Raw genomic sequence first — 26,631 nt, forward strand, 5'->3', positions numbered from 1 at the left:
TTAGATAGGTTCGTGGTACAATCGTTTTGAAAAGGAGGAATCAATATGGGCAAAGCAAATCAAAATGAAGATTATCTTTTTAACAAAGTTTACGATTATGTACTGCACCGTATAGAACGTAAAGAATGGAAAGAACATGACAAGATTCCCTCCGTCCGACAATTAGCATCTGAAATGAATGTTCATCGATTAACGGTATTAAAAGCTTATCAATTACTAAAACAGCATGACAAAGTTTATGTAAAAGATAAAGCAGGCTATTATGTCCAATCAACTGTAACGAAAAATCTTGAATATCTAGATCAGGACAATCCCATTGTTTCTGCATACGTAAAAAAAAATCATTTATCCGAAATCCATCAACCCTCTGTTTCCTATCATTTTTCTCAGGCGTTGATTGATCCAAATCTTTTGCCTAATCATTATTTTTCAGATTATGTGAAGGAAGTGTTTGATCTTTATCCTAAAGTACTTGCCACCTACTCAACTGTACAAGGTGATCTAGAGCTGCGTGAAACACTCACTCACTATTTTATCAACCAGTATAAAACTCATTTGAGTGCAGATAATCTGTTAATCACTTCTGGCTCACAGCAAGCGATTCACTTAATCGCTCAAGCTTTTATTAAACCAAGAGACGTCGTTTTATTTGAACGTCCAAGCTACAGTGCTGCGATTGATATTTTTAGAGCACAAGGAGCACAGATTGTAACGGTTGATATCCATCCAGAGGGCTACGATTTAGAACAGGTTGAATACTATATTAAACAATACAAGCCGCGCCTATTTTATCTCAACCCCACATTCCATAACCCGACTGGTTATACTGTTTCTGTCGAGCAGCGCAAAAAATTAGTAGAACTAGCTGAACAATATCGATTTCTATTAATTGAAGACGATGCCTATCACGACATCTATTTTGATCAAGCCCCACCACCACCCATTTACACGTACGATAGTGCTGGAACAGTCATTTATATCCGAAGCTTTTGCAAATATATCTCTCCTGGCTTGAGAATTGCGACTGTGATTTGTCAATCATCATTAATGAACTCACTCCTAATAGAAAAATCATTGGCTGATAATGGCTCACCACTTCTCAATCAAAAAATTTTTCTCCATTACTTTTCATCCCTAAGATTGCAACAGCATTTGGAGAAAATTAGGATCGCCCTACAGATTCGAAAGGAAATCATGGAAGAAGAGCTAGCTGTAACAGGTTGGCGATGGACTAGCCCAAAAGGTGGTCTGAATTTATGGGTGCAGCTCCCAGATAATGTTCCAACTGAATTATTACTATCTAAAAGTATTGAACAATCTATATCCTTTGTACCGGGTCAAATTTGTGATCCATTAAAACAACTATCATCCTGGGTACGTTTAAGCTATTCTTATGCAAATGAAAAACAACTAAGGGAAGGAGTAAAAAGGTTGGTTGCAGTGGCACAATCTCTTTCTACGTGAGGGGTACTTTTTTGAAACCAGCTACTCACTTTCAAATGGGCCTAGGCTTTTAAATTTTCTTTAAAAGCCTTTTATTAGCATTTAAATACAATTGTTGCAACTGACCAATTTAATTTCAACCATAAGTCAGGTTTTACACAGCTTTATTTATGCCTTAGCTATTATCAACCATTTAAATTATTTCGTTCATTGTTCGTCAATAACAGTGGGCAAAGCAACAATAGGCAGCCACATCTACCTAACATATTCTGCTGTCTATTTGAATAAAATGAAAAAAAGTTATACACCTAGTTCTTATCGGTACAACAGATTCCTGCCCCTAAAAAGGAATTGCAACAAAGGACAGAAAAAATTGTCTCGGGGTAAAGCGCAAATTTACCAAGAAACAATAATCGTCCCTTTAAATTCGATGAAGCCACATTGACTATCTATAGTGCAGCAAAATAACGGTCAAGTATAAAGCCGCTTCCTTCAAAGGGGGTTGCTTTATTACTGAAAAGCCAGTTTTAGAGAAATTTCTGTTCTCATCACATCCCTGTAGAATAAGAATGTTTTGATACAGAGATAGAAGGAGGAGAAAGATATTGTCTAATCAAAATGAGACATCATTAGATAAGGGAAAACAGCCTGATCCGAAAATAAAAGTAGAAAGGAAAGAGGGAGAACCGACTGCTGCTTTCAAGGGTGCTTCCTGGGCAGCACTGTTCGTAGGTGTTACTGCTTATCTTATAGGCCTATTTAACGCAACGATGCAACTAAACGAAAAAGGATATTACTTAGCTGTTTTAGTATTCGGGCTCTATTCAGCAGTATCTTTACAAAAATCAGTAAGAGATAAAGATGAGGGAATACCAGTTACTACTATTTATTATGGTATTAGTTGGATTGCACTTATTGTATCTATTTTATTAATGGGTATTGGTTTATATAATGCTGGAAGTATTGTTTTAAGCGAAAAAGGATTCTATGGTATGTCATTTGTCCTTAGTTTATTTGCCTCCATAACAGTTCAAAAAAATATTAGAGACACACAGAGGGCAAGAGAAAGAAATTAAACTATATGACAAAAAGAATCGTGAAATTCATTCTCGATTCTTTTTGTCATTTTTCTTCTCTTATTATATTTCAAAAATATCGAGTATAAACGCTTTCTTAAGCTGCAACGCCCCTCTTCCCCTCAATGAAGTTCAGCAAATCCTTTGAAAAACAGTTTTGAATCATCAAACAGGCTATAAGAAAAGAGCATGACTATAATAAGCCATACTCCCTTTGTTAGGATAGATTTATTTTAATCTATCCATGTTATTAATTTTCTCCACTTATCGCGACTAAAATTTTAGATTGTGATTTGTCGTTTGTTAACGTTTTGAATCCTTTGTCAACAATGTCATCTAATTCAATTTGACTTGTGATGATACCCTGTGGATTTAATTGACCAGAGCTCATTGCATCAATTGTTCTTTGGAAAATTGACGGTGTATAAACAATTGATGACAGTACATTAACACCTGTGTTTGTAAGCTGCATTGGATTCCATTCGATTGGTCTTGCAAAAATCGAAACGATCATCATGTTACCGCGTGGTTTTGTAACATCAATTGCTTGTTTAAAGGTAGGAGCTACTCCCGCAACTTCAAAGGATACATCAACCCCACCTGCTACAATCGATCGAACGGCTTGTACAGGATTTTCTTTACCAGAGTTAATGGCATGGGTTGCACCTAATTCTTTTGCCTTTTCTAATCGATCATCGGATAAATCTAATACGATAACTTTACTTGCACCAGATGCTTTTGCAGCGATTACTGTTAACAATCCAATTGGTCCAGCCCCAAATACGGCTACAGAATCTCCTAATGTAACCCCAGCATCTTTGACAGCTTGTACAGCAACAGCCATTGGTTCTACTAGTGCACCATCTTTTAATGTTAAGTTATCTGCTAAACGGTGTACATTTGTTACAGGGACATTGACATATTCCGCAAATCCACCGTTTCCATGTAGTCCGATGAAGTTAAATCCATCATATCGATCGACATCTTCATGTTTGTTTCTATAAGTTAATGTAGGATTGATGACAACTCGGTCTCCTGCCTTAAAGTCTGTAACCTTAGAGCCAACTTCTTCGATAATCCCAGCAAATTCATGACCCATTGTAAGCGGGGCAACTTCACCTGTTAATTCAGCTTTTACATCAACTGGTACAAAAACTGGACCTTCTTCGTATTCATGCAAATCACTTCCACAAATACCAGCCCATGCTACTTTTACTTTCACTTCTTCTTCTCTTAAAGCTCGTAATTCAACCTCTTCGACTCTAATATCTTTCACATTATGCCAAACTGCAGCTTTCATTTATGTTACCCCCATAAAATTATTTAAATTGGTACCATAAAATAACATCTTTAATAGCCACTCGTGCATGATTAAAATCCGACACTTCTATACACCTGATAAACGTGTTGATGGACAGATGGTAGGATTCAACTAGATCCATTTTCCATTTTGTTTGTGCAGCTACATTTGTAACAAATATGGTTTCTTTAAAGAATCGTAGCATCGCAATATTTCCTGTAACATCAAAAAACAATTGTAACAAGTGCGCAAACGAAACAACATATTCATAAATATTTTCAGCAGACTTTCTTTGTTTCATCGCTTCAAAACGAAGTAATAGTTCATTTTGCAAATCGGCATTCCATTTAGGTTCACACTTTGTAAGTGCAGAATCCAATAGGTAATAAAGCGCTTCCAAATAATCCTTCAATTCCTGATCCGATATAGTCTTAACTCTTACACCTTTATGTTGTACTTTTTCGACTACACCATCTTTTTGTAAAAGATAAAGAGCCTCACGGACAGGTGCATGACTTACTTGTAACTCTTTTGCAATTTCCGCTTCGATTAAGCGCTGACCTTGTTCATAATAACCAGAAAATATGCGAAATAATAATCGTTCAGCTATTTGTTCAGAAATTGTTTTTTTTGAAATTGAACTTTCATCAAACCCCATCAAACCACTCCATTAAATTTATATCCTTTATTTTAACATAGTTTAGTGTATAGGGTGATTCGCTATAGGTGTTATATATTATGGATTATAGATTATCGATAATCTATAAAAGTATTTTAATATAAAAATCCATTTCTTTCAATTATCTTGTTTGAGGTGTAGTTTTCGGCCACTATTGTATAACATCAAGCATCTTTTAAGAGGCCCTTTAATTTGCTAAGAAAGTGGTTGTTAAGTTGATTACTTGTTTATAATAAGAGGCATTTCATTGAGATAGTTGGCAAAGATGCAGATAACGACACTCGAAAATCCTATAGTTTAGATTGCTTAAAGTTCTCCTTACAATTTGAGCACTTCATTAATAACTTAATTTTCCATCATTATTAGTTAATTATTTCTATTATCAATTCACATAACATTTCACCTAGGTCAAAATTTTTCAAAATCATCACCATCTTTTTTTCTCTTCATATTCTATAGAATCAGAATATTGAGGGGGAAACGTATGGGGATTGAATTCACAGCTCTCCATTGGATTTATGTTGTTTTTATTGTACTCATCATCGGATTTATGGTTAAACGTCGCGATACCACCCTCATTTGTGTAGTAGGCATCTTTATGCTAGCGATTGTTGCGACTGGCGATTTCACTTCGTCCATAAGTGGTGTGTTTAACAGCTTTATTTATGCTATTACAGAGCTGCTATCAACGATTCTTATTATTTCGATTATTGTTGCCATGAGTCGAGTGATGATGACTTCTGGTATTAATGAGGTTATGGTTGCACCTTTCACGAAGATTATTAAAACACCAGCACTCGCCTATTGGACGATTGGTCTATTAATGATGTTTATCTCATGGTTTTTCTGGCCATCCCCTGCAGTCGCACTGTTAGGGGCGGTGCTCTTACCTGTTGCGATTCGGGCTGGCCTCCCAGCACTTGGCGTTGCCATGGCGATGAACTTATTTGGGCACGGTATTGCGTTATCAAGTGATTTTGTCATACAAGGGGCTCCAAAACTAACGGCTGATGCTGCTGGAATTCCTGTTGGTGATGTCGTTTCAGCTAGTATTCCACTCGTCATTACAATGGGGATTGTAACGACAATTGTTGCTTATTTTTTCTTACGACGAGATATGAAACGAGGAACCTTACTTTTGAATACTGTCGGTGAAGCTGGTGAAGATAGACATGAAATTGTGGAAAATTTACTGTCTGTCGGGCAAAGACGATTTTTTGCTGTACTCATTCCCATTGCTTTCGTCTTAGATGTCATTGCAATGGCTGTCTTTAAATTGCAAGGTGGCGATGCAACAGCTTTAATCGGAGGAACCTCTGTTTTCATCTTACTTTTGCTTAGTGTTGTTACTCACAAAGCTGAGGGGCTCGAAAAGACGACAAGCTATTTGATTCAAGGATTCCAATTCGGCTTTAAAGTGTTCGGACCTGTCATCCCTATTGCCGCCTTTTTCTATCTTGGAGATGCTGGCTTTACACAAATCCTCGGTGACCATTTACCCGCTACCTCACATGGAATTGTCAATGATCTTGGTGTTGGTCTTGCTGCGGTAGTACCTTTAACAAAGGAAATTGCCGTGGTCACTTTAGCAGTGGTTGGCGCTATTACAGGGTTAGATGGCTCAGGCTTTTCCGGAATTTCCCTAGCTGGCTCTGTCGGAAGTCTGTTCGGCAATGCTATTGGTGAAGGAACCGCAACATTAACTGCTTTAGGACAAATCACAGCTATTTGGGTTGGTGGCGGAACATTGATTCCTTGGGCATTAATTCCAGCCGCTGCCATTTGTAATGTGAGCCCATTTGAGCTAGCAAGACGAAACTTAATCCCTGTGGTCATTGGGCTTGTTGCGACGACGATAGTTGCGGTGTTTTTGATTTAATTAAATAAAACTACTTCGAAATGAATTCTCCTAATGAGAGGAGACGTAACTAGGCGAAAAGAAAGAGAGAAATCGAACACCATCGATTTCTCTCTTTTTGACATTTTTCTAAAAGTTCATTCAGAAATACAGTTTATAGTGTTTATTTTACTGTTAAAGGAATCATTTCTGATTGGCCATCCCATTTGATCGTTATCTCTACCTCTGTATCTTGTAGTGCATTGGAACAGCCTTCCCCCATTAGAATTACGCCGTTTTTATCCAATGAATCTGAACCAGAAGTTTCTATACCATGTTTAAGTGTATAGTTCACTTCTTTAGGCAGAGGTTGATCACCAATATATCGAATAGTGCCACTCGTTGCACCACACTGATCACTTTTCATTTTGTCGGAAGTTACCTCAAACTGCACTTCCCAGTTTTCATTTTCTCCTACAAAAGTCAAAACTTTAGGCATACAACCAGATACAAACATCACACAAAGTAAAATAGTTAAAACTTTATACTTCATCCTTTTGCACCCTTTTTACAAGTATTTATTTAGGCTATGACTTTGAAGATATTAATGATGGGGACGATAGTTGCTATGTTTTTAATCTACCATCTTAGTAAAGAGTGATACAATGAATTATTTCCTGTTCCTTCTATAAAAGAGGCAAATTCACTTGCCATATGACTGTACATCTTAAAAAAAATATATTATATTTGATAACGTTCTCATTTTGATAATATTACTTTCTTTCCTTAAAGCCATCTCATTTTTAGAAGGAGGAGAATTGATGCACAGCAAAGCAGATGTCTTAATACATCCTGTGAGAATGAAGATTTTACAAGCTCTGTTGCATATGAAAAAGGAAGGCTTAAGTACTTTAGAGATGATTACAATCATTAAGGATGTGCCACAAGCTACTTTATATCGCCACATTCAAATCCTTATGGACGAAAACATCATCAAAATTGTTAGAGAGCGAAAAATCCGTTCAGTTACAGAAAAATTTTATGCCTTAAATGAACATGCGGCAAAATTTAGCGAGGAGGATTGGCGAAAACTAACGAAGAAGCAAAAATTAACGTATATGTCCTATTATCAATTAACATTACTGTCTAAATATCAACATTATTTATCCTCACTTGAAGAAAAAGAAAGTGAAAGCGACTTAGCTACTTTTTCTTTACATGATTTAACCTTAACTACTGATCAATTTGTAAGCTTCGAACATGATCTTAACAATTTACTCACTAAATACTATAATATGGCCGACTCAAATAAAGGTTCTGAGACTAAAACAATTGCGATAAATATTATTCCAAAACCTTAAGTACTATTGACGTAAAGAAATGGAGAAGATTTATGAAAAAAGGAAAGTCACTAGAAAATATACGAAAATTAATTATGATTATTATTGGAGCAGTGATTGCCGCTTATGGACTAGAAGCTGTATTAATTCCAAATGCTGTCATTGACGGCGGTGTAACGGGTCTAAGTATTATGGGGGCTCACCTCTTCGGAATCCCGTTAGGCATACTGCTCTTTGTCTTAAATATTCCGTTCATTTATATCGGTTATAAGCAAGTTGGAAAAACCTTTGCATTAATGAGTAGTGCTGGTATCGCAGCATTATCCATTTCTACGGTGCTTTTACATGATGTTAAAACCATTTTAGGCCCAAATGATCCCTTACTGATTGTCTTATCTGGTGGTATGCTGCTCGGTGTGGGTATCGGGATTGTATTACGTAACGGTGGTGCTTTAGATGGTTCTGAAGTTTTAGCTGTACTATTATCACGTAAAATTCCATTTTCAGTCGGCGATATTATCTTATTTATCAACGCCTTTATTTTCTTAGGGGCAAGCTTTATCTTTGGCTTAGAGAGTGCTTTATACTCAGCTTTAACATATTATATTGCAAAAAATGTTATTGATATTATCCAAGTTGGTTTAGAGAAATCAAAAGAAGTTCGTGTGGTTAGTGCAAAATCTGAGGAAATTGGGGACGCGATCCAAGCTCGTCTAGGACGTGGTGTTACTTATACACATGGACGTGGCGGTTTCTCTAACGAACCAACGGAAATTTTAAACTGTGTCATTAACCGTATGGAAGAAAATAAATTAGTTTCAATTATAAAGGATATCGATGAAGGTGCTTTTGTTGTCATTTCTGATGTTTCAGAAGTTCGTGGTGGGAACTTTAAGAAACGAGATATCCATTAATGTAAAAGTAAGTAAGACACAGATAGGTCTTACTTACTTTTTTTATTCACTTATGGGAGCAGTCGTCCTATCATATTTTACTCCACCAATTAAACATAGAGCCCCAAGCACTACTACGGCTGCAGCGCCTATCAATACATACTGATAGCTATTCGTCACATTCGCCATTGTCCCTGCTATGGATGGGCCAATCATTTGGCCAAATGCATAACCAGCAGTTAAATAGCCTATAATTTGATGACTGTTTATCGGTACAATATGTCTTGCTAATGTTGTGCCAACTGTTGTAATGCCCATAAAGGTTGCACCAAAAATAAAGGCACTGGCATAAAGGGTAAGCGTATTCGTTGTGAATGCAGGTAACACGATACCAAACGCTTGCAATAGCATAGAGATCAGTAATGTTCTTACATAGCCATAATGCTGTGCTAGCTTCGACCATACAATACATGAAGGAATTGCCGCAACGCCCACTACAAACCATACAAAAGCTGCATCTCCATGAAAGCTTGTTGACTCCTGTGCAATCGACACAATAAAGGTACCTGTGACAATATAGCCAAGCCCCTCAAGGCTATAGGCTATGATTAACCATTTTAGCCACGTCTTCGGTGAAGCTTTCTGAGGCGCAATGGCTTGACTTACTAAGTGTTGTTCATACGGTGGGATCGGTTTGATGAATCTTATAATCAGCACAAACAATACGACACAAAACAGAGCTAAAGCAATCCAAGTTCCATTCCATTGAAAAATGGCATGTATTGGTGAAACAATGATGGCACTTAAAGCAATACCTGTCCCTACCCCACTATAGAAAAGTCCTGATAGATGCATGTTACGACTGCTAGCTAACTGATCAAGGACAAGGCTCGCAATGACGACAAAAATAAAGGCACTCATTACACCTGAGATAAACCGCAGTATGTACCATATAAGGATTGCATTCGTAATGCCCATGAAGGCAGTAGTTAAAATGCTAATAACGAGTGCTAGCTGTAAAAAAGGAATGCGTTTATTTGCTATAGGTAAACGCCCTGCCACCAATGCTCCTACTAAATAGCCTAAATAATTGCTTGTGGCTAAATATCCTGCTGTTGCACGGCTAAATTCAAATGTTTCTTGCATATACGGTAAAATAACTGTATAGGAGAAACGAGCGATGCCCATGGCGATTACCAATGTAAAAATCCCACCAATTACATATTGAATCGTTTGCTTGTGCATAGAATCACTCCTTCCAATTTACTATAACAAATATCCAGATATCACAAATAGACTCAATTCGTTATAATAGGTATCAAAAAAACTGATAGTTGGAGGATCTATGAATATTAATGATTTAACGACCTTTCGGACAGTCGTCCAAACAGGTAGTTTTTCTAAAGCTGCCACAGCACTTAATTACACGCAATCCAACATCTCTATGAAAATTCAAAGTCTTGAGACGCTGTATAGCACAACATTTTTTTATCGCGGACATCGTGGAATACAGCTTACACCGAAAGGAGAACAATTTTACGAGCTAGTCTTAAAAATGCTTCACCTCTATGAAAAATCCTTTGAGATTGTTCAGGATACAGGAGAACCAAAAGGTGTATTACGAATTGGATCAATGGAAACGACTGCAGCACTACACTTACCAGCGTTATTAACCATATTTCATCAAGCTCATGAACAGGTGGATATTACCATTTTGACAAGCCCTTCACAGGATAATATTGACCGGTTAGAAAATTATGAATTAGATGGTGCATTTGTCACTGGACCTGTTTATAAAGAAAATCTATTGGTAAAGGAGTTTGTCTACGAGGAGCTTGTTATTGTCACATCTAGCAAGCATAAACCAATTAAGCAGCTGCGAGATTTAGCGAGTAGCACTGTAATTACATTCCGTCATGGCTGTTCCTATCGGGCTATTTTAGATCATTGGTTACATGAGGATGGTGTACGCCCACAAAATCGAATGGAGTTTGGAACACTTGATGGAATCTTAGGCTGTGTTGCTGCGGGATTAGGTTTTACCTTACTTCCTCGTGCCATCGCGGAAAAATATAGTGCCGCACAAGCATTGGCACTGCATGCGATCACGAACAAGCAAGCACAAATTCCTACGTGGTTTATTTATCGTAAGGATGATGTACAGTCTCCTATACTACAGTATTTTTTAGAATCTCTTGATGCTTACCAACGTTGCGAGAATACTAGCCAAAAGTTTTGAAATGCTTTCTATCACTTTGGTATTGCTATCCATCACTTTGATAACGCTATCCGTCTCTTTGGTATTGCTATCCATCACTTTGGTAACGCTATCCACCACTTTGGTATTGCTATCCATCACTTTGGTAACGCTATCCACCACTTTAGTATTGCTATCCCTCACTTTGATAACGCTATCCACCACTATCCACCTTCTACTAAAAAGCTGTTCAGCACGGTAGTGACCCCTTAAAGTTAGAGTTTTTATTTATGCAGCTAATTGGCTGGCATGAGTTCGGTATTTTACCGGACTCATGCCGGCCAATTTTTGTTTAATACGTTCGTTGTTATAGTAGTGGATATATTTTTCAATTTTCTTTTTTAACACGTCATATGAGACTAATTCTTCCCCGTAATACATTTCTTGTTTGAGTAAGCCAAAGAAGTTTTCCATTGCTGCATTGTCTGCACACGTTGCTTTGCGAGACATGCTTTGGAAAATCTTGTTCTGCTTTAATGTTTTCACCCATTTATTATGTTGATAGTGCCAGCCTTGATCTGAATGGATTGTTGTTCGATATTCTGCACGTTCTCGAATGACTGGAAGGGCTTGTTTCAATGAGTCCAGCACAAAATCCATTGTAGGCCGTTTAGACATACTGAACCCAATAACCTCTCCGTTATATAAGTCCATAATTGGGCTCAGATATAGTTTTTCATCATCTGTACATTTGAATTCAGTTACGTCTGTCACCACTTTTTGTACGGCGTAATGCGTATAGAAACGGCGATTTAAACGATTTTTCGCCACTTTTCCAACCGTACCTTTATACGATTTATAGCGCGACTTGCGGACGAATTTCTCACATTTCAAATCTAATTCCTGCATAATGCGCTGTACTTTTTTGTGATTAATGATGTAGCCTTGCGCTTTTAACTCCGTATGTATACGACGATAGCCATATCGTCCTTCATGTTTCTTAAACGTCTCTAAAATCAATGTTTGCCATCCCTTATCTGGATCTTCCTGATGCAGTTGCTTGATGTGATAATGATACGTAGCTTCTGGAATATCTACACGCATTAAAATGTCTTTTAATCGGAATCCTTCTTCTTTGAGTTCAAAGGCAATGACTGCTTGTGCTTTCCGAGGAATGCTTCCGGGTTCTCTCGAAAAGCCTTCAACTTTTTTAAGTATGCCACCTCTAGACGAAGCAGTTCATTTTCACGTTCTAACTGCTCCTCACGTGACATTTCTTTTTCTTGTTTAGTTGGTTTTGATTTTTTCGACATAGATGGGCGCCCCTTTGCTTTTTCTTGCAGGCCCTCTATCCCTTCTTCCAGAAATTTTTGGTTCCATTTAGCGATTAAACGTGGATTGTTCATCTTAAATTGAATCGCTGTCTCTTGATAGGAAGCACCTGTTTGTTTCATAAAGTGTAATACATCTACTTTAAATTGAACAGAATAGACTTCCTTACTTCTTTTTCGTTTAATACCATTATTCCCATATGCTTTGTAGGCAGCTACCCATGTTCTAATTGCTGTAGTAGATGGAATGGAATATTTTTTAGCTAATCGTTTAAGACCTATTTTTCCTGTTAAATACTCTTTCACAACCTTTAACTTAAATTCATCGCTATATTTTGCCATAAAAAAACACCCCAAAAGTTTTTTACTCTAACTTTTGGGGTGCAGCACCCACATAATCCTTGGCTGAGCAGCTTATGTTTTCTTTTGACGACTGAATACATTTCCTTTAGGCTGTAATTACATACTGAAGGGAGCTTTTTATGGATATTTTTATCGCTAGTAATCGACAATTACCTATCCGCTACTATGTGCAGGAAGCGGTTTGGATTCGTCGTGGAGGGAGCACAAAACTGCCAGAGTTAACACTGCCGTTTTTCGTCGAGGTAGAGATTCAAAACCACTATAACTTACAAATCATTACAGACTATATTTTTGACTTTCAAAAACAATACAAGCAAACAGAAATTCAACTCTTCATCAAGGACACAGCTCTCCTAGCAACCATGCAGGAAATGCTAGGTCATCATAAACACAGACAGCATGCTATTTACATTCTTCCACTGCAATTGAACTTATGAAGCTGCTAATGGCAATGTAATAATAAAATACAATGTCTCATTTTTATATTTAGCGTGAATCGTTCCTCCATGAAGCTCTACGATGCTTTTGGCAATCGCTAACCCAAGTCCCGAACCTTCTGTAACATTTGTTCTCGCTTGATCCTTTTTATAAAATCTCTCGAATAAACTATCAAGCTCCTCCGTTGTAAAGGCATCACTTTGATTTGCCACGCAGATACGCATATGATCGTCTTGCCCTTCAAGAGAAACCATAATTTTTCCATCATCAGCGCTATAATTAATAGCATTGATGAGTAAATTATCAAACACACGAACAATTTTTTCCGAATCAAGCGCCGCAAAAATTTTTTCCTCTGAGAAATGTTTCATAAAAATCCGTTGTTTTTCCTCTGCTAAGGGTACTAATTCCTCCATTAGTTGATCGAGCAGCTCATTCACACAAACCTGTTGTCGTACTATTGTATTTTTATCATTCGTTAGCTTGGTATACTCAAATAAATCATCAATTAAATTTTTCAATTGCTCAGATTTAGAAAAAGCTATTTTCAAATATTCGTCATACTGCTCTTTCGTCTCATACTTCTCTTCGCTTAATAAACGTAAATAACCCATAATAGAGGTAAGAGGTGTTCTCAGGTCATGTGAAACATTTGTAATAAGCTCATTTTTTTGTTGCTCGATTTTTCGCTCCATTTCGATGCTTGTCATAATTTCTTCCGCCATTTGGTTAATACTATCGGTTAGTAATGCAATTTCATCTTGTCCTTTTTTCTCAATACGATAAGCTAAATTTCCTTTTGCGATGACCATAACCCCCTCTGCCAATGCCTCAATTTGATTCATTTTACGCTTTGTACTATAGAAAAAAGATACGATAAACAAAATAACCCCAATGAAAAAAGGTATGGGCCCTTCACTTGTACTAGTTATCGCTTCACCTTGTGGAAGCCCACTCACGAAGAAATAATAATTTTTATCTTGCAGGGTTAGCGGCACTAACGTGGTAAATGCCTCTCGTGATGTTTCTATCGCACCTGGATACGTATGGTTAAACGGTTGATTGATTGCAAAATCCATGACATTTCTTATTTCTTCATGCAGATCAATTTCTTGCTCTTTGACCTGCTTGGTTTTATATAAAATCTTCCCGCCCTCATCTGTCACAATAATTTGTAAAGCATTCTGGTCACTGTCCACCTTGTCATTTTCTTGGTCAATCCATTGCTTTAACACATTAACACTATTTTCTTGGATCGCTAATTCTGCTGTATCCTGTGCCTGATAATACATCATCTGCATACTGGCACTATAATCCACCATCACGGTCTCATTGATATTCTCAAACAATGGGAGGACTGCACGTGACACCAAAAAGCTGCCCAGCGCACATAGGATAAACGTTGTAAATAGTTGAATTCGAATGCTACGCTGAATATTGTTTTTTATCTTCGTACCGATTTGTTTGAAGAGCCCTATGAGCTTACATAAAAACCTAAAGATCTTTTTCAACTTTATATCCTACTCCCCATACTGTTTTGATATATTGAGGATTTCTTGGATTTGTTTCAATTCGCTCTCGAATTTTACGTATATGGACCATCACTGTATTTTCTGATTGAAAAGCCTCCTCTTTCCAAACCCTTTCATAAATTTGCTCTGCACTCATCACGATGCCTGGATTACGGACAAGCAATTCTAAAATCGCAAACTCTCTTGGTGTTAACTTGACTTTTTCATTATTGACAAAAACCTCATGTGTCGCAGTATTAATACGTAAATCACCGATTTCCAGCTCTTCACTATTGCTGCTATTCATGCCATTCATTTTCAGATAGCGACGAAGCTGTGATTTAATGCGGGCAATTAACTCTAACGGATTAAAGGGCTTTGTCACATAGTCATCAGCGCCTATTGTTAAGCCAACAATCTTGTCCATATCCTGAGATTTTGCTGTCAGCATAATAATAGGCATTTCCGCAATTTCTCTTACCTTCATACACATTTCAGTACCATCCACTTTAGGCATCATTAAATCCAATACAATTAAGTGCACCTGATGCTTCTTTAATAGCTGTAAGCCTTCATCCCCATCACAAGCCTCTAGCACATGATAGCCTTCATTTTTTAAATAAATAGCGATAAGATTTCTTATCTCTTTTTCATCATCTACAATTAAAATGGTTTCTTTACTCATCTAACCCCACCAATAATCAAATATTTGTCAATTATAACGTTTCCTCATTTTAACTATTTTTTTAATTTTCGTATATAAAAATAATAAAAACTGATGATGATTACGCTGAAAATTCCAAAATAAATACCATATTTAGTAGCCAGCATCGAAATAACTTCCATTTGACTGCCAAATAATAAACCAAGTGTAAAATACATCAATGTCCAAACAAAGCCTGTTGTATAGGAAAACAAGGCATACGTTTTAAAGGGCATATTATTCATCCCCACCAAGTACGGCAAGATATGTCGAACAATCGGAATAAAATAGCTCAGAACTAATGCAAAGCGACCATATTTATTTAGTAATTCCTTTGATTTTACAAGGTATTTTGCCTTGTTCTTTTTGATAAGTTTGTCGAGCACTCGATGTCCAAAGATTTTACCAAGGAAATACCCTAGTGAAAGCCCCGAAACAACACCTAAATAGGTCAGTAAAAAGGATTTCCATACGACCATTTTTTCTAACGAAGATAAAAAGCCACCACTCATCACAATCATCTCATCTGGTAGCGGCATCCCTATAATGCCTAACCATAAACTAAAAAACAAAGCAAAATAGCCATATTGTTCAATGAATCCTAAAAGATCCTGTAGCTCCATTAACTAGCCCTCGTATGACCAAGTTTACAGCTTAGTACATATGCTGGCGGCATATTCATCCATACTTTTTCATGAGAAATATCTTCAAAATATGTTTGAAAGAATGCTTTTTTCACAAGTGAATATTGGAATGTTATAAATTTTCCATTGTGTAAACAATCCTTCACATTGCTTAAAATACAACATGATACATCAGACTTTAAAGAGGTAAATGGCAGCCCAGAAATGACATAATCAATTTTTTCTATATGGAGTTCGTCCATAAACTGCCTTAAGTTTTCTGCTGAGCCATTGACTACCACAACATTGGCTTCATGTGCAAATTGATGACGTAGCTTTTCACAAAAAATCGCATTATGTTCAATGAGAATAAGCAATGTAGCTGGCTGCTTTCTTTTCACAAGCTCTGTAGTAAAGGAACCCATCCCTGGTCCAAGCTCGACAATGCATTGAGCCGTTTCAAAGCAAATGGGTTGTACCATTTTATGAGCCAACTTTTTGGAGCTAGGTGATATTGCTCCAATTGTTTTCGGATGTTTGATAAATTCAGTTAGGAAGGTAATGAGTTGCATGTCGTTTTCTCCTCGCTTTGCTTACATTGTTGATGGTTCTAACTATAAAGAGCATTTCTTAAAGAATTGCAAGGAGAATTCTTAACTTTTTCTTAAGGTTTTACAATATTTGGTTGATATCAATTCCATAATGGTTACATCTTTGTATGAAATATTTGTAGGTTCATAAAAAAAAATCACTCGTTCTTTGAGAGGAGTAATTTTTGACAATTAGCTATATGGAGCGACTGCTGACAACACCTTCCATTATTGATATAATTTAATAGAATAACGAATTATGTAAGGAGACAACATTTATGAATAAACCTTTTTATAAAAAATGGTGGTTTATTTTAATCATCACATTTATTGTAATTGGTGCTATTGGAACTACAAGGATTGGTGACGATCAGAAAACTTCTGAAAAGGAATTAAAGGAGAAAAATGATACCATCGTTATTGATATGAAAGCTGCAAATGATACAAGTATCCCCCTAGAGGAACGTATTGCCAAGATAGCTGCTGATTTATTTGGAACTACTACAACTGATGGCCGCGATCGAGATATTAGGGTTGAAAGCATGGGAGATACCTATTATTTAAAGCTGATGATTGATGATTCCATAACAAAAAAGAAAAAGCTAAATGATGCTCAACAAAATACAGTTAAATTACTTAAAATTTTAAAGGATGTAGAGGATATGGGTAATATCCACATCAATTGGCAAGATCACTTCAAAGATGATTATGGTAACCCTACTACTGGGTCTGCAATGACCACGGTCATTAAAAGGACGGATATGGACAAGATTGGTTTAGCTAATTTCCAAGCATCTGACTTGAAAAAGATAGCTTCATATTACTATAGTACATAGTGTTTTTAAGTAAAATCGGCTTTTCAAATATGAAGTATACAATGAAAAGTCCTTTTTTAATTTATTTTGGTGAGGGAGATATAAAAATAGTGTAATTAAAATTATGTACGATACTAGGATACGTATGATAAAAAAACAATTATCTTAAAAGGAAACAACACTCTATGATTACTACAAGAAATTCTACTATGAAATATCTAATAGTAAGAGGGTCGCACAAGTATAGCAGATATAAAAACTAGTTATATGGCCAAGAAAGCAATTAAGCTATCTTGGTCTTTTATACTTTAGTTACTACGTTGTGAAATAATGATTTTTATTCCTGCAAAATCACCGTCAGTCAATGTACCGGCATCAAATTTTTCTAGATGTGACTTTTCAATAAGCTTTTTATCTACTGCTTGTTTAATGTAGTCACGTACTGCGGCTTTAGTTGTCTCGTTTGTAAATCGCATTATATCATCCTCCTTTTGTTTTTGTGTATCCTCTACAATAAGCTGAACCTTTCCACCGCTACTCGTTGGCACTACTACTTGTCCTTCTAATTTATAGCCATTAGGCATTTGCCATGTTGTAGGAATTTCAAAATGAGGTGCATCGTATTGCCCTGCTGGCCAAGAGCCTCCCCAAGTGATACCTAGCTTTTTAGCTATTGTCCCCACCTTCAATAGAGTAGAAATATCATATAGATTTCGTGGCGGTGCTACAGCAATATCCCATGCTCTACGTGATGTATGATTACTATTACGCGTCCAGGTAACTACTTGCCCTGGTCTTGTTCTTCCTTGTTCATATAGATAATTTTGGCGAGCTTGGCTGCGATATGTTTCTGTGACGAATATAAAATCAATACCTGCTTTACAACACTCCTGAAAGAGTAATCGACAGGCTGTTTGTGCAGCTACTGTTAATTCCCTTAAATCACGACATGTTGTTACACTTGTACTCATTTTGTCTTCTCCTCCTTCGTATTGAAGATTTCTAAAGCTTTCTTAACTGGTGCAGGCATGTCCACCCCAAGCTTGGCTGAATTTTCTCCTAAGCTAACAAGCTCGTTCAAAATGAACAATAATACAACTGCATCAGGAATAATCTGTCCAATTGAAAACCCTTGATCTTGTAGCACTAAATAAATTAGATTGGCTACCACGATCCAAACCCACATCATGCCTTTTTTGATGATGCCTTGATAACCCCTCTTACTGTTAATCGTTCCCCAATTTGCTGCCATGCCTGATAAAAAATCAATTACATTCAATATTAACAATACTGTCATCAATAAACCCCATCCACCTACGAACCACGATACTACTCCACCTACTGTGCTAAGTAAAAATTTAAATGATTGTTCCATTTATCTACGTCCTTTGCCTTTTTTTAGTGTAAAAAAAGCCATGAGAAGCATCGAGGTTCGGTACAGCCTATCTCGATTGCTCTCATAGCATTTAAAACATAAAAAATAACGCTAGCTTATGCTGCGTTTACTTGTTTTCGTTATTGAGTAATGCTTTTACAGCTTCTCGCCACAACAACGGCACCTGGTCAATTGTTCGCAAGTTCATTTTAATTAAATCCCAATATAGTTTAGCCATGATTATAAGACCCCCTTAGTTGTTAGTGTCTCTACTAATTCTGCGATAGCTAACTGATTCTGTATTTTATCTTGCTGTTGTGCCTCTGCTGATTCAGCTAACGCTAATTTCAATTCTTTATTTTCAACTTTGAGTTTCTCATTTTCTTGCCGCAAAAGAAGTAGCTGTTCAGACATAGGCGTTTCAAATTTGGGATATTCGAATACAACCTGTCCTATCTTCAAATCAACCTTCCAACTATTTGCGATTTCAAAATCGCTGCGGTATTGACCATATGGTAACTGAATGAAGTTGACCATTTCTGGATTTCTTGCGGAAAGTACATCAAACATTATAAAGTCTTGTTCCTTTGTTGTTTCAACAACACCCGCATTATTTTTCTCTGGAATCGTCAGAATAACTTCACCAGTTTCTATTTCGTAATATATTTTAAAACCTAGAATGATAATCTCCCCCTTAACTTATTTTGTAAACAGTACCATATACATTAGTTCTTACCCCAGTATTCTGAGTTTCAGTATATGACATTTTGAATTGTATGCTAATCAATGACGTGACACCGTTCGCTAGAGTTGCTGAGATTGTTTGAGCACTAGCAACTGCACTATATTCACCGGTCGGCTTATCATATTCGTAGTATGCTCTTAAATAAAGAGTAGTTCCCGATAGATAAACCATAAAATGTGGCATAAATGCATACCCTTTATTTTTAGGGAAAGGATATGTATATGCCCCAATGTTTGTATTAACAATTATCGACAGAATACCATCAGTTCCATATCCTGGGTCTGGATATATGACTCTCTTGTTGAACGTTGGGTAAGAGCCACCATTCAACATGTCACGTTCTCCACTTGGTCCAGCATCTGGTAGGTAATAAGCCATTCGCCATCCATTCATCGGAATCGTATATAATGGGCTAGTTATTGGAATCGCGGTAGTTATTGGCATGAGATATTCAACCCCGAACCCTGACATCTCTCCATCATATGCACCAGTTACATTGAACATCGATACGCCTTTCTTGATGTTCTGCGGCAATAAGTTTGGGCTACCAACTACGTACCCTGTACCATCATGCACACCTTGAGTGATTGCTTGGTTCATTGTACTTGGTGTGATGATTTGTCGTCCTATTTCCACCTCACTTTCACCCTGTAAGATAAAAGCTCCGTCACGATAACGAACAGTATAAACACCGTTAGCCTTTGCATTACTGAACGCCGTGCCATTTGCTTTCTTGATGGGGATTGCACCCAAACCATTAATATCCAAGGTTGTGGCGACTGTACTGTTAGCATTAGCCGCAAAGGATACACCCAAACCATCACTATAGCTTGTTATCTCTACATGTGTAGCCGTTAAAGCATTTACGGTTCCTCCAACAGTTCCTATCCATTTGACTGAATCAGTTGGGCTAATGGGCTGAATAGCATCCTCAATACGTTTCATTTCTGTATCAATCTTATCAAGATTGGCGTTAACCACATTTACATTATAAAAATCATCCTCATTATCCTTTGTAAAACCATAATTAGCAGTGTCAGTAGACATTACAATAACACTTCCTCTCTCAGTTGTTTATGTGTATAAGCAGCCAGTTGAGCGTGTGTAAAGCGCGCCAGTGCACTATGTTGGATGTATCTGATTTCCACATAGACCAACATGTTTTGAGGCGTTACTCGCTCAAGTAATACCTCGACAATTTCAAATTCACGAGAAACCGTTAACTCTAGCTTTACACGTACCCACTTCTCAGATGTACTGCGAGTAAGCTCGTATTTTCCCTCTCCTAGCAAGCTATCAAGTAGCTGTTTCAGAACTGGAAAACTATAGGGCGCTTGTTCTTGATATCTTGATAAAATACGGAAACGACGTGTTTCGAGTGTTTCGGATTCGCCTGTAACTAAACCGAGCATTCTCTCATAACGATCGGCACCGCGTTCATCTAGGGTTAAGATAAATTGATTACCTAACAATGATTCAGTCAGTTCCCATATACGCTCTAGTGATGGATTTTCAAGTGATGCAATCTTTTGAAGTTCCTTGATTTCATGGAGGATAGGAGGGAGGTAGCTTAAAATATCTACTTTTCTAGCCACTTATAGTCCCCCTTTTCGGTATTGCTTCTCTATCAAGTTCAAGGTTGCTTGCCTTGCCATTTAATAAAGTGTTAGCTATATCAATGACTCCATTAATACCAAGAATACGTGTTTCAATTTGACTTATTCGGATAATCAACCCTGTTTCATCTTCTTGTTTAGTAACTGCCGATGCCCAAAATTCCGCAAGCTCCTCAAAGTATCCATCAATTACTTCTTGGAGGGCATTCTCTACATCTTCAAAAGACCATCCCGATTGAAGCGTTATTGTTGTAACTATATTCACTATCGTTTCATTGACAGCTGAGATAGTAACGATATGATCAATAGGAGCAAGCCCGACTCCATCACCTTGCGCATCTAACGGATCCATTAGATGTTGTACTAACTCAACTAATTCAGTGGATGGCTTCGAAAAAGTAGAATCGATGATTGTAACACCAACAGTGCCGCCTCCATACTTCGCTCGGTAGATGCGTGCACCTCCAACCCCAGGTATGTTTCCAACTCGCTCTTTGTAATCAGCGCGATTCCCACCAAACGAAATACTTTCAAAGCTATTGAAGTAACGTGCCCTAAAAGCCTCTGTATCTTCTTCGTTCTCTCCTGGAATCAACAAGTCCGTTAACTGTGCCGTCTCAAGACCTGCAATGTAATCAATCGGTATAAGCTGCCCTATCTCGAAATTTCCAACTTCACCCTCTGTTTCACACTCCATCTTAAAAACACCTTTTTCAATTTTTTCAAGGGCTACGTAGTTGTATTCTTCCTGTGAAAATCGTGCGCCTAACGGAACATCAATATTGAATACTCCTTTTCGAATAGCTTTCGTTGCAGGGGTTGGACTAAGCCCTCGTTCAGCTGCACGCCTTACTAAATTTTCCCGTGAGGCCGTATCTGCGAACATTTCGTTTTCGTAGTTCAGCAATGTAAAAAGTATTTGAGCTGTCTCAGCTGTATTGGCTGCTGTTGCCTGATAAATTAACGATGTCTCTCGTTTATCCTGTGTTGGTACATTGGATAGTTTCTGAACTAATAAATCCTCATAGGGAGTATTTAAATCAAAGGCTACTGCCATCAATAATCCACCTCTTTCTCTGCTGTGATTTCACCAAATATGGTATGTGCTGTGTATTGAATATGCACTTTATTTTTATTTGTTGTTACTTCAAAAGTATCCACTTCTGTAATGCGATCATCCTGTAGTAAAGCCTCTTGGATGCGTCGTTTTACTTCGCTAACAACATAGACAGTTGGTTGCCCAATTAAATCATTAGTTTCAAAGCCTGTGTTCCAGCTGTAAATTAAATGATTGTATCGTTCGATATTGAGCATTAAAAAAATCGCTTGTTTCAAGGCCTCTAGTTCATCAACGGTGCCATAACAGCGATCTAATTCGTTATTTATTTTAAAAGTATTAGAAGGTTCAATTTCTTCCTCAAAATCGAATGCCAGTCCATCATTTATGACCTGTGGAATCATCAAATCACCTCTTTATCTATAATTAAATATTGTTGACCACCATGCACGCGAATCATCGTCACTTTGTCACCTGTTATTAAGCCGTTAAAGACTTTAGCTTTCTGCTTTGCTCCACCATTCACACTCATCTCTACTTCATAATCCATAACAGCACGGGTGAGCTTCAATTGTTTTTCTTTTAAAGTCAATTTTTGATCGATTTGAACCTCTAAAGGACCTACACTTATTACATTGCCGTAAATAACCGTAGCAAGCTTCTGTGCATTGAGAACGCCCAGAACAAGTTTCTGAATTTCTTTTAAAATATCCTCCATACTACGCAATGAAATCACCGCCAATCAACGTTAAATCCATACGATGATTAGATTCCTTGAAGGTATGCTTAACACTTTCTACCATCATGAAATTGGCTACTGATACGTCACCAACATACAACAGCACTGCTACCTGACTTCCTCCACGCACAATTGGATTACCAAACACCTTATTGATGTGTAATTTTCGTGATTTACGGTTATAGAACTTGAGCATGCTTGCAGCTTTAGCTTTGCCGTTTTCACCTTCCTCGAACTTATCTGTTAACTGAAGTACACCCCACTCAGTTATCCTGCTATCGTCTTGGACAATGTAAGTATCACGTTCACCAGTCTCTTTATTCTCACGTTCTAACTTGATTTTATTGTACGTGTTTTCATCAATGGATGAGGTGTACTCAAATGATTCACCTGATTCTTCATCTATCAGTAAATCTGTTTGAAGTGTCTTAGCTTCACGTAAATTCAAAGCTCCAAAGTCATCATAGAGCACAAATAGCCTTTGAGTATTAAGAGTCGTTTCAGCCAAGGCATTATCCATGACAGTGAACAGTTCTTGATTATCCTCAACCATAGAAGGAATAACGTATTTTGTATTGTCTATAGTGCCTGTCTTTAATTTAAAGTCCTTTGCAATCATTTGAAGTACTTGAGCAGCTGTTTTATTCTCATACCTATACGTATCTTTATTTTTAAAGTAGCGGAGCTGATCGTAACAAGTAACCGTAATGATTCTGTTATTTGAACGTTTTTTGATAAAAACAAAACCATAGAAAACCTTGTGTCCGTCATATTCGAAACGGACTGCATCACCCTCGTGGAAGCTGAGCATATTATCCTTAATTACATTGAATGTCAACTTTCCTGGAGTACCTTTCCGATTTGTTTCCCACACTATACCTTCCTCTGCAACGCATTCGTATAGCTGCCCTTTACTCATGATATATAGTTTTGATTTAGCCAAGCTTTATCACCTGCCCTGCTTTAATCATGTTTGGATTACTAATATTATTGATTTTTGCTAACTCAGTGTATTTAGAGCCATCACCTAAGTACTTCTTAGCAATAGCCCATAATGTTTCACCTGATTTAACGGTATGTGTTTTTGGGGTTTCTTTGCCTGTAGTTGGCCGCTTCTGCTCTACTACAGCTTTCGATTCGGTTTTTGCTGTACTTCCTGCATTATTAGCTTTTGTAGCTGGCTTCAAGTTGATTTTTTTATTGCCGTACTCCCTGTATTGTTTTAACTGGATTCGTACAATAACATCAAAGCCATTATCGGCTGATTCCTTAATCTCATAATTCTCAAGTGATACTGTCATATTTGTGTCAAATAGTAAGTTCCCGTTCGGCATCATACGATTAACGATAAACTGAAAGGGTTTGTCAGAGATTTTTAATTTTTCTAGTTTATCAAGATAAAATGTAGCTGGTTGAAAACCATTCGGATAAACAGCAAACGGATAGTTGACGTTAGGGAGTAATACCTCAATATCTATATCCGTTAGCCCTGTTCTCTTTATTACATTTACTTCTCCTTCATTCATTAACACCATAGTTTCGTTTCTACCATTAATCTTTAGAGCTAGTTCAGAAGGCGCAATAGGAAACTGTAAACCATCTAGAAAAAAATTATACATCTTCGATTGAACCCCCTTCCGCTAGCATTCCTGAAACTTCTTCAACACGTTGACCAAATCTATCAATAATGCCATCAATATCTAATTCACTGTTGATACGGTTTTCATTTTTCATATCTACTTTGATTTCTGCCGTTGTATAACGATTAATCGCTTCACGTTCAGCTATATCACGGAGATACTTTAAATCCTCATTCATTATTTTAATACCCTCAGTTGCTTTTTCGGTATTGTCTGCTGTTTTCTTACCTAGCTCATTACCTTTATCGAGTTTGTCACCTAACGCTAGCGCATTATTAATGTCATTTTTCATCTTATCTTCTTTATTACTGTCGTTTTTTTCTTCACCCGATTTAAATAGATTGGCTCCCCAATTGTAGCCTTTATCCCAAGACTTACCAAGATCCTTAAATTCCATTTTCGGCGCTTCCCAATAATCATCAGGAGCTTCGCCAATCCAGTTATCCAAAACTCCTCTAAGACCTTTTAGATCACTTGTAATGGACTCTCGGTGACTATACTCTGTGCCCACTTTTAAACCTACAGAAGATGAAATATTCTCTGGTAATAGCTTCACAAACCAATTCCAAGCTCGTATCGCAAAGTTAACTGCGTCAACAATAGCATTAACAAAGCTTGTAGCAAATCCATCCCATCCACTAATCATTGAAATAATTAAATCTAACATATTGGTTGCTAGATTATAAAATAATTTCTTGACCGAATACATCGGATTTTTCCATACATTTACAAAGAATTCCACAAAAGAGGCCCACAAATTCCACATATAGGCTACTCTATTATAAATCCATGATCCTAACACCATGAAAGCCCCAGCTATTATTCCTGTAGCACTAACCGAGGTCCCAGCAAAATAATTGAAAGCGGCTACCGCTAAATAGAAAAGACCAATAAGAATTACAATGGCTATTACTAAAATAAATATTGGATTGGCTGCTATCGCTGCATTTAAGCCCCATGCTGCGGCCGTTGCGGCTGATGTTGCAGACACACTCGTCCATGTAGTTGCTGTTAATAGTCCAATTGCAAGCGTTCTTAAACCAGTCCAAATCGTACTCGCTATTTCGGCTGCTTTTACTAGTAGTAAAGCGGACTCGTATACCAACATTGCCGCTGCAACAGTACTTATTATAGGAACTATAAACGACCAACTATCCTTTAAACTTCCATCGGGTATAAAAAAATTCAATGTACTCGAGGCAATTGAAGATAATTTCTCCATAGCAATAGCTGCATTTTGCACGAGCTCCTTAAAAAGATCGCTTTTTACAATCCCATCAAATATTCCCTCAAAAGCCAAACCAAGTACAGCATTCCTTATCTTGGCCATAGAAATTTCACCACTACTTGCTATTTCTCGTAATTTCTCAATGAAAGCATTAAGGTAATTCGTAGTATTTTGGACACCATTTGACGTAGACTGAAATACGTTATTTAAATCCTGGCCTTGAAGGTTTCCACTTCCCATTGCTTGTGTTAAAGGTTGCTCGGTTGTTTGTAAACCATTGTTGATTACATTTAACCCAGATGTGGTGTTATTTTCATTGGACAAGAGTACTCTCCCAACTACTTGAAAATCTAAATATTTCCCTGCTATCTCCTTGATTTTAGTTAATAATCCACCAACTGCTGTAGTACCATCCCTAATGTTGTTGCTAAAACTTTGTTGAGCATGATCAGCATTACGAATTTCCTTTTCAACTCTATTAAATTGCTCAGCAGCTCTAGCTAATTCTTTCTGAGCTAGTTGAACACTAGAGGTATCTATCATTTGCCTAGAAGCAGCATGCATAGCTTCCAACTGATTGACCATCCTGGAAACCATTTTATGCATGACTTTAATTGGTTTACTTAAACGATCTTCAATTTGAATTGCCGTACGGATTGTAGCCATGAACTCTCACCTCTTTATTAAAAAAGCATCCTACTCAAAGGATGCTTTTTATGGCTATTGTTTAATAATTTGTACTTTAACTTTCTCTATTTCTTAGTAAATTTATATATTTTCTGTTGTTTCCAACTACATTATCCTGCATGGTTAAATTCACAAGACTCCAAAGTAACTTTCCACCCTTTTAATTGAAAACAGACAGAATTCAAATAAATAAATGTCCCTTTTTTATATCATATCTTTTAAAGAAACATATAAAACAGCTAGCTTAACGATAGCCATTTAGGTTAACAAGCTACTTCCTAACGCTTTCTACCTTTTCTAGACCCTCGTTTTGCCTCTCGTTCTTGCTTCTTATCTTCTTCGATTTTGATCCTTAGAGACGCTATAATACAAGCTTTATCTGCCAAGGATAGTGACACATATTCA

The 26,631-nt window shown here is 37.2% G+C and carries 30 protein-coding genes; 8 read left to right on the forward strand and 22 right to left on the reverse strand.

Features of this window, described 5'->3' with window-relative positions:
- Window positions 1-45 precede the first annotated feature (45 nt).
- Together MHI34_RS00485 and yiaA are read left to right on the forward strand one after the other, a co-directional pair.
- Window positions 46-1,464: a PLP-dependent aminotransferase family protein gene (locus MHI34_RS00485; protein ID WP_101966357.1), complete on the forward strand. Its 1,419-nt coding sequence runs from the start codon at window positions 46-48 to the stop codon at window positions 1,462-1,464.
- 584 nt (window positions 1,465-2,048) lie between these two features.
- Window positions 2,049-2,519, forward strand: coding sequence for an inner membrane protein YiaA (gene yiaA, locus MHI34_RS00490; protein WP_036127227.1), 471 nt, complete (start codon window positions 2,049-2,051; stop codon window positions 2,517-2,519).
- 250 nt (window positions 2,520-2,769) lie between these two features.
- Here the strand turns inward: yiaA and MHI34_RS00495 are convergent, their stop codons facing one another.
- Complete coding sequence (locus tag MHI34_RS00495; protein WP_058843317.1) at window positions 2,770-3,819, reverse strand: 2,3-butanediol dehydrogenase; 1,050 nt, start codon at window positions 3,817-3,819, stop codon at window positions 2,770-2,772.
- Between the two features lie 19 nt (window positions 3,820-3,838).
- Window positions 3,839-4,477, reverse strand: a complete 639-nt coding sequence (locus MHI34_RS00500) for a GntR family transcriptional regulator (protein ID WP_036127231.1) — start codon at window positions 4,475-4,477, stop codon at window positions 3,839-3,841.
- 505 nt (window positions 4,478-4,982) lie between these two features.
- On the opposite strand from MHI34_RS00500, the gene MHI34_RS00505 reads away from it, so the two are divergent.
- Window positions 4,983-6,377, forward strand: a complete 1,395-nt coding sequence (locus tag MHI34_RS00505) for a hypothetical protein (protein WP_089932118.1) — start codon at window positions 4,983-4,985, stop codon at window positions 6,375-6,377.
- A 142-nt stretch (window positions 6,378-6,519) separates the two neighbouring features.
- Here MHI34_RS00505 and MHI34_RS00510 read toward each other — a convergent pair whose 3' ends face one another.
- Window positions 6,520-6,888, reverse strand: a complete 369-nt coding sequence (locus MHI34_RS00510; RefSeq protein WP_342504025.1) for a hypothetical protein — start codon at window positions 6,886-6,888, stop codon at window positions 6,520-6,522.
- A gap of 268 nt (window positions 6,889-7,156) precedes the next feature.
- On the opposite strand from MHI34_RS00510, the gene MHI34_RS00515 reads away from it, so the two are divergent.
- Window positions 7,157-7,696 carry a helix-turn-helix domain-containing protein gene (locus tag MHI34_RS00515; protein ID WP_036127271.1) on the forward strand — a complete coding sequence of 180 codons (540 nt, stop codon included), beginning with the start codon at window positions 7,157-7,159 and terminating at the stop codon, window positions 7,694-7,696.
- Window positions 7,697-7,728: 32 nt separating this feature from the next.
- On the forward strand, window positions 7,729-8,589 hold the full coding sequence (locus tag MHI34_RS00520; RefSeq protein ID WP_036127272.1) for a YitT family protein: 861 nt from the start codon (window positions 7,729-7,731) through the stop codon (window positions 8,587-8,589).
- Window positions 8,590-8,631: 42 nt separating this feature from the next.
- Here the strand turns inward: MHI34_RS00520 and MHI34_RS00525 are convergent, their stop codons facing one another.
- Window positions 8,632-9,813 carry a YbfB/YjiJ family MFS transporter gene (locus MHI34_RS00525; protein WP_342504026.1) on the reverse strand — a complete coding sequence of 394 codons (1,182 nt, stop codon included), beginning with the start codon at window positions 9,811-9,813 and terminating at the stop codon, window positions 8,632-8,634.
- A 100-nt stretch (window positions 9,814-9,913) separates the two neighbouring features.
- On the opposite strand from MHI34_RS00525, the gene MHI34_RS00530 reads away from it, so the two are divergent.
- A complete protein-coding gene (locus tag MHI34_RS00530; protein WP_342504027.1) occupies window positions 9,914-10,807 on the forward strand; it encodes a LysR family transcriptional regulator in 894 nt (297 codons plus the stop codon).
- Between the two features lie 246 nt (window positions 10,808-11,053).
- Here MHI34_RS00530 and MHI34_RS00535 read toward each other — a convergent pair whose 3' ends face one another.
- Together MHI34_RS00535 and MHI34_RS00540 are read right to left on the reverse strand one after the other, a co-directional pair.
- Complete coding sequence (locus MHI34_RS00535; RefSeq protein WP_139149526.1) at window positions 11,054-11,983, reverse strand: IS3 family transposase; 930 nt, start codon at window positions 11,981-11,983, stop codon at window positions 11,054-11,056.
- Window positions 11,881-12,438 carry a helix-turn-helix domain-containing protein gene (locus tag MHI34_RS00540; protein ID WP_089933748.1) on the reverse strand — a complete coding sequence of 186 codons (558 nt, stop codon included), beginning with the start codon at window positions 12,436-12,438 and terminating at the stop codon, window positions 11,881-11,883. Before MHI34_RS00540 ends, MHI34_RS00535 begins: the two co-directional genes overlap by 103 nt.
- Before the next feature lie 140 nt (window positions 12,439-12,578).
- Between MHI34_RS00540 and MHI34_RS00545 the strand changes: the two genes are divergently transcribed.
- The gene (locus MHI34_RS00545) at window positions 12,579-12,896 is read left to right on the forward strand and encodes a hypothetical protein (protein WP_036127276.1); all 318 of its coding nucleotides are present in this window, start codon (window positions 12,579-12,581) and stop codon (window positions 12,894-12,896) included.
- On the opposite strand, the gene MHI34_RS00550 is transcribed toward MHI34_RS00545, so the two are convergent.
- From MHI34_RS00550 to MHI34_RS00565, 4 genes are read right to left on the reverse strand one after another with little or no spacing between them, the layout of a single operon-like run.
- Entirely contained in the window at window positions 12,891-14,399 is a 1,509-nt protein-coding gene (locus tag MHI34_RS00550; protein WP_170829795.1) for a HAMP domain-containing sensor histidine kinase, read from the reverse strand. The two genes, MHI34_RS00545 and MHI34_RS00550, sit on opposite strands and share 6 nt — an antisense overlap.
- Entirely contained in the window at window positions 14,392-15,093 is a 702-nt protein-coding gene (locus MHI34_RS00555; protein WP_089932115.1) for a response regulator transcription factor, read from the reverse strand. The genes MHI34_RS00550 and MHI34_RS00555 overlap by 8 nt, the downstream gene beginning before the upstream one ends.
- Window positions 15,094-15,146: 53 nt before the next feature.
- Window positions 15,147-15,734 carry a DedA family protein gene (locus MHI34_RS00560; RefSeq protein ID WP_249645959.1) on the reverse strand — a complete coding sequence of 196 codons (588 nt, stop codon included), beginning with the start codon at window positions 15,732-15,734 and terminating at the stop codon, window positions 15,147-15,149.
- Window positions 15,734-16,306, reverse strand: coding sequence for an rRNA adenine N-6-methyltransferase family protein (locus MHI34_RS00565; RefSeq protein ID WP_089932113.1), 573 nt, complete (start codon window positions 16,304-16,306; stop codon window positions 15,734-15,736). Before MHI34_RS00565 ends, MHI34_RS00560 begins: the two co-directional genes overlap by 1 nt.
- Window positions 16,307-16,602: 296 nt before the next feature.
- On the opposite strand from MHI34_RS00565, the gene MHI34_RS00570 reads away from it, so the two are divergent.
- The gene (locus tag MHI34_RS00570) at window positions 16,603-17,160 is read left to right on the forward strand and encodes a hypothetical protein (RefSeq protein ID WP_342504028.1); all 558 of its coding nucleotides are present in this window, start codon (window positions 16,603-16,605) and stop codon (window positions 17,158-17,160) included.
- A 287-nt stretch (window positions 17,161-17,447) separates the two neighbouring features.
- On the opposite strand, the gene MHI34_RS00575 is transcribed toward MHI34_RS00570, so the two are convergent.
- The 12 genes from MHI34_RS00575 to MHI34_RS00630 form a co-directional block, all read right to left on the reverse strand.
- A complete protein-coding gene (locus tag MHI34_RS00575; protein WP_340810149.1) occupies window positions 17,448-18,110 on the reverse strand; it encodes a M15 family metallopeptidase in 663 nt (220 codons plus the stop codon).
- On the reverse strand, window positions 18,107-18,514 hold the full coding sequence (locus MHI34_RS00580; protein WP_141905579.1) for a phage holin family protein: 408 nt from the start codon (window positions 18,512-18,514) through the stop codon (window positions 18,107-18,109). The genes MHI34_RS00575 and MHI34_RS00580 overlap by 4 nt, the downstream gene beginning before the upstream one ends.
- Window positions 18,515-18,641: 127 nt before the next feature.
- Window positions 18,642-18,752: a CD1375 family protein gene (locus tag MHI34_RS00585; protein ID WP_340810147.1), complete on the reverse strand. Its 111-nt coding sequence runs from the start codon at window positions 18,750-18,752 to the stop codon at window positions 18,642-18,644.
- Between the two features lie 2 nt (window positions 18,753-18,754).
- Window positions 18,755-19,084 (reverse strand): hypothetical protein, encoded by a 330-nt coding sequence (locus MHI34_RS00590; protein WP_340810145.1) that lies wholly within the window; start codon window positions 19,082-19,084, stop codon window positions 18,755-18,757.
- 124 nt (window positions 19,085-19,208) lie between these two features.
- On the reverse strand, window positions 19,209-20,306 hold the full coding sequence (locus MHI34_RS00595) for a hypothetical protein (protein WP_340810143.1): 1,098 nt from the start codon (window positions 20,304-20,306) through the stop codon (window positions 19,209-19,211).
- Window positions 20,306-20,854: a putative phage tail protein gene (locus tag MHI34_RS00600; RefSeq protein WP_342504029.1), complete on the reverse strand. Its 549-nt coding sequence runs from the start codon at window positions 20,852-20,854 to the stop codon at window positions 20,306-20,308. The genes MHI34_RS00595 and MHI34_RS00600 overlap by 1 nt, the downstream gene beginning before the upstream one ends.
- The gene (locus tag MHI34_RS00605; RefSeq protein WP_342504030.1) at window positions 20,847-21,932 is read right to left on the reverse strand and encodes a baseplate J/gp47 family protein; all 1,086 of its coding nucleotides are present in this window, start codon (window positions 21,930-21,932) and stop codon (window positions 20,847-20,849) included. Before MHI34_RS00605 ends, MHI34_RS00600 begins: the two co-directional genes overlap by 8 nt.
- Window positions 21,932-22,336, reverse strand: coding sequence for a DUF2634 domain-containing protein (locus MHI34_RS00610; RefSeq protein WP_271912631.1), 405 nt, complete (start codon window positions 22,334-22,336; stop codon window positions 21,932-21,934). Before MHI34_RS00610 ends, MHI34_RS00605 begins: the two co-directional genes overlap by 1 nt.
- Window positions 22,336-22,650: a DUF2577 domain-containing protein gene (locus tag MHI34_RS00615; RefSeq protein WP_036127387.1), complete on the reverse strand. Its 315-nt coding sequence runs from the start codon at window positions 22,648-22,650 to the stop codon at window positions 22,336-22,338. Before MHI34_RS00615 ends, MHI34_RS00610 begins: the two co-directional genes overlap by 1 nt.
- Before the next feature lies 1 nt (window position 22,651).
- Window positions 22,652-23,614 (reverse strand): hydrolase, encoded by a 963-nt coding sequence (locus MHI34_RS00620; RefSeq protein WP_244504803.1) that lies wholly within the window; start codon window positions 23,612-23,614, stop codon window positions 22,652-22,654.
- Window positions 23,607-24,290, reverse strand: a complete 684-nt coding sequence (locus tag MHI34_RS00625; RefSeq protein WP_340810137.1) for a LysM domain-containing protein — start codon at window positions 24,288-24,290, stop codon at window positions 23,607-23,609. The genes MHI34_RS00620 and MHI34_RS00625 overlap by 8 nt, the downstream gene beginning before the upstream one ends.
- On the reverse strand, window positions 24,283-26,205 hold the full coding sequence (locus MHI34_RS00630) for a hypothetical protein (RefSeq protein WP_058843302.1): 1,923 nt from the start codon (window positions 26,203-26,205) through the stop codon (window positions 24,283-24,285). Before MHI34_RS00630 ends, MHI34_RS00625 begins: the two co-directional genes overlap by 8 nt.
- Between the last annotated feature and the right edge of the window lie 426 nt (window positions 26,206-26,631).

Source organism: Lysinibacillus sp. FSL L8-0126 (genome assembly GCF_038630385.1).
In the GTDB taxonomy this organism is placed as follows: domain Bacteria; phylum Bacillota; class Bacilli; order Bacillales_A; family Planococcaceae; genus Lysinibacillus; species Lysinibacillus fusiformis_D.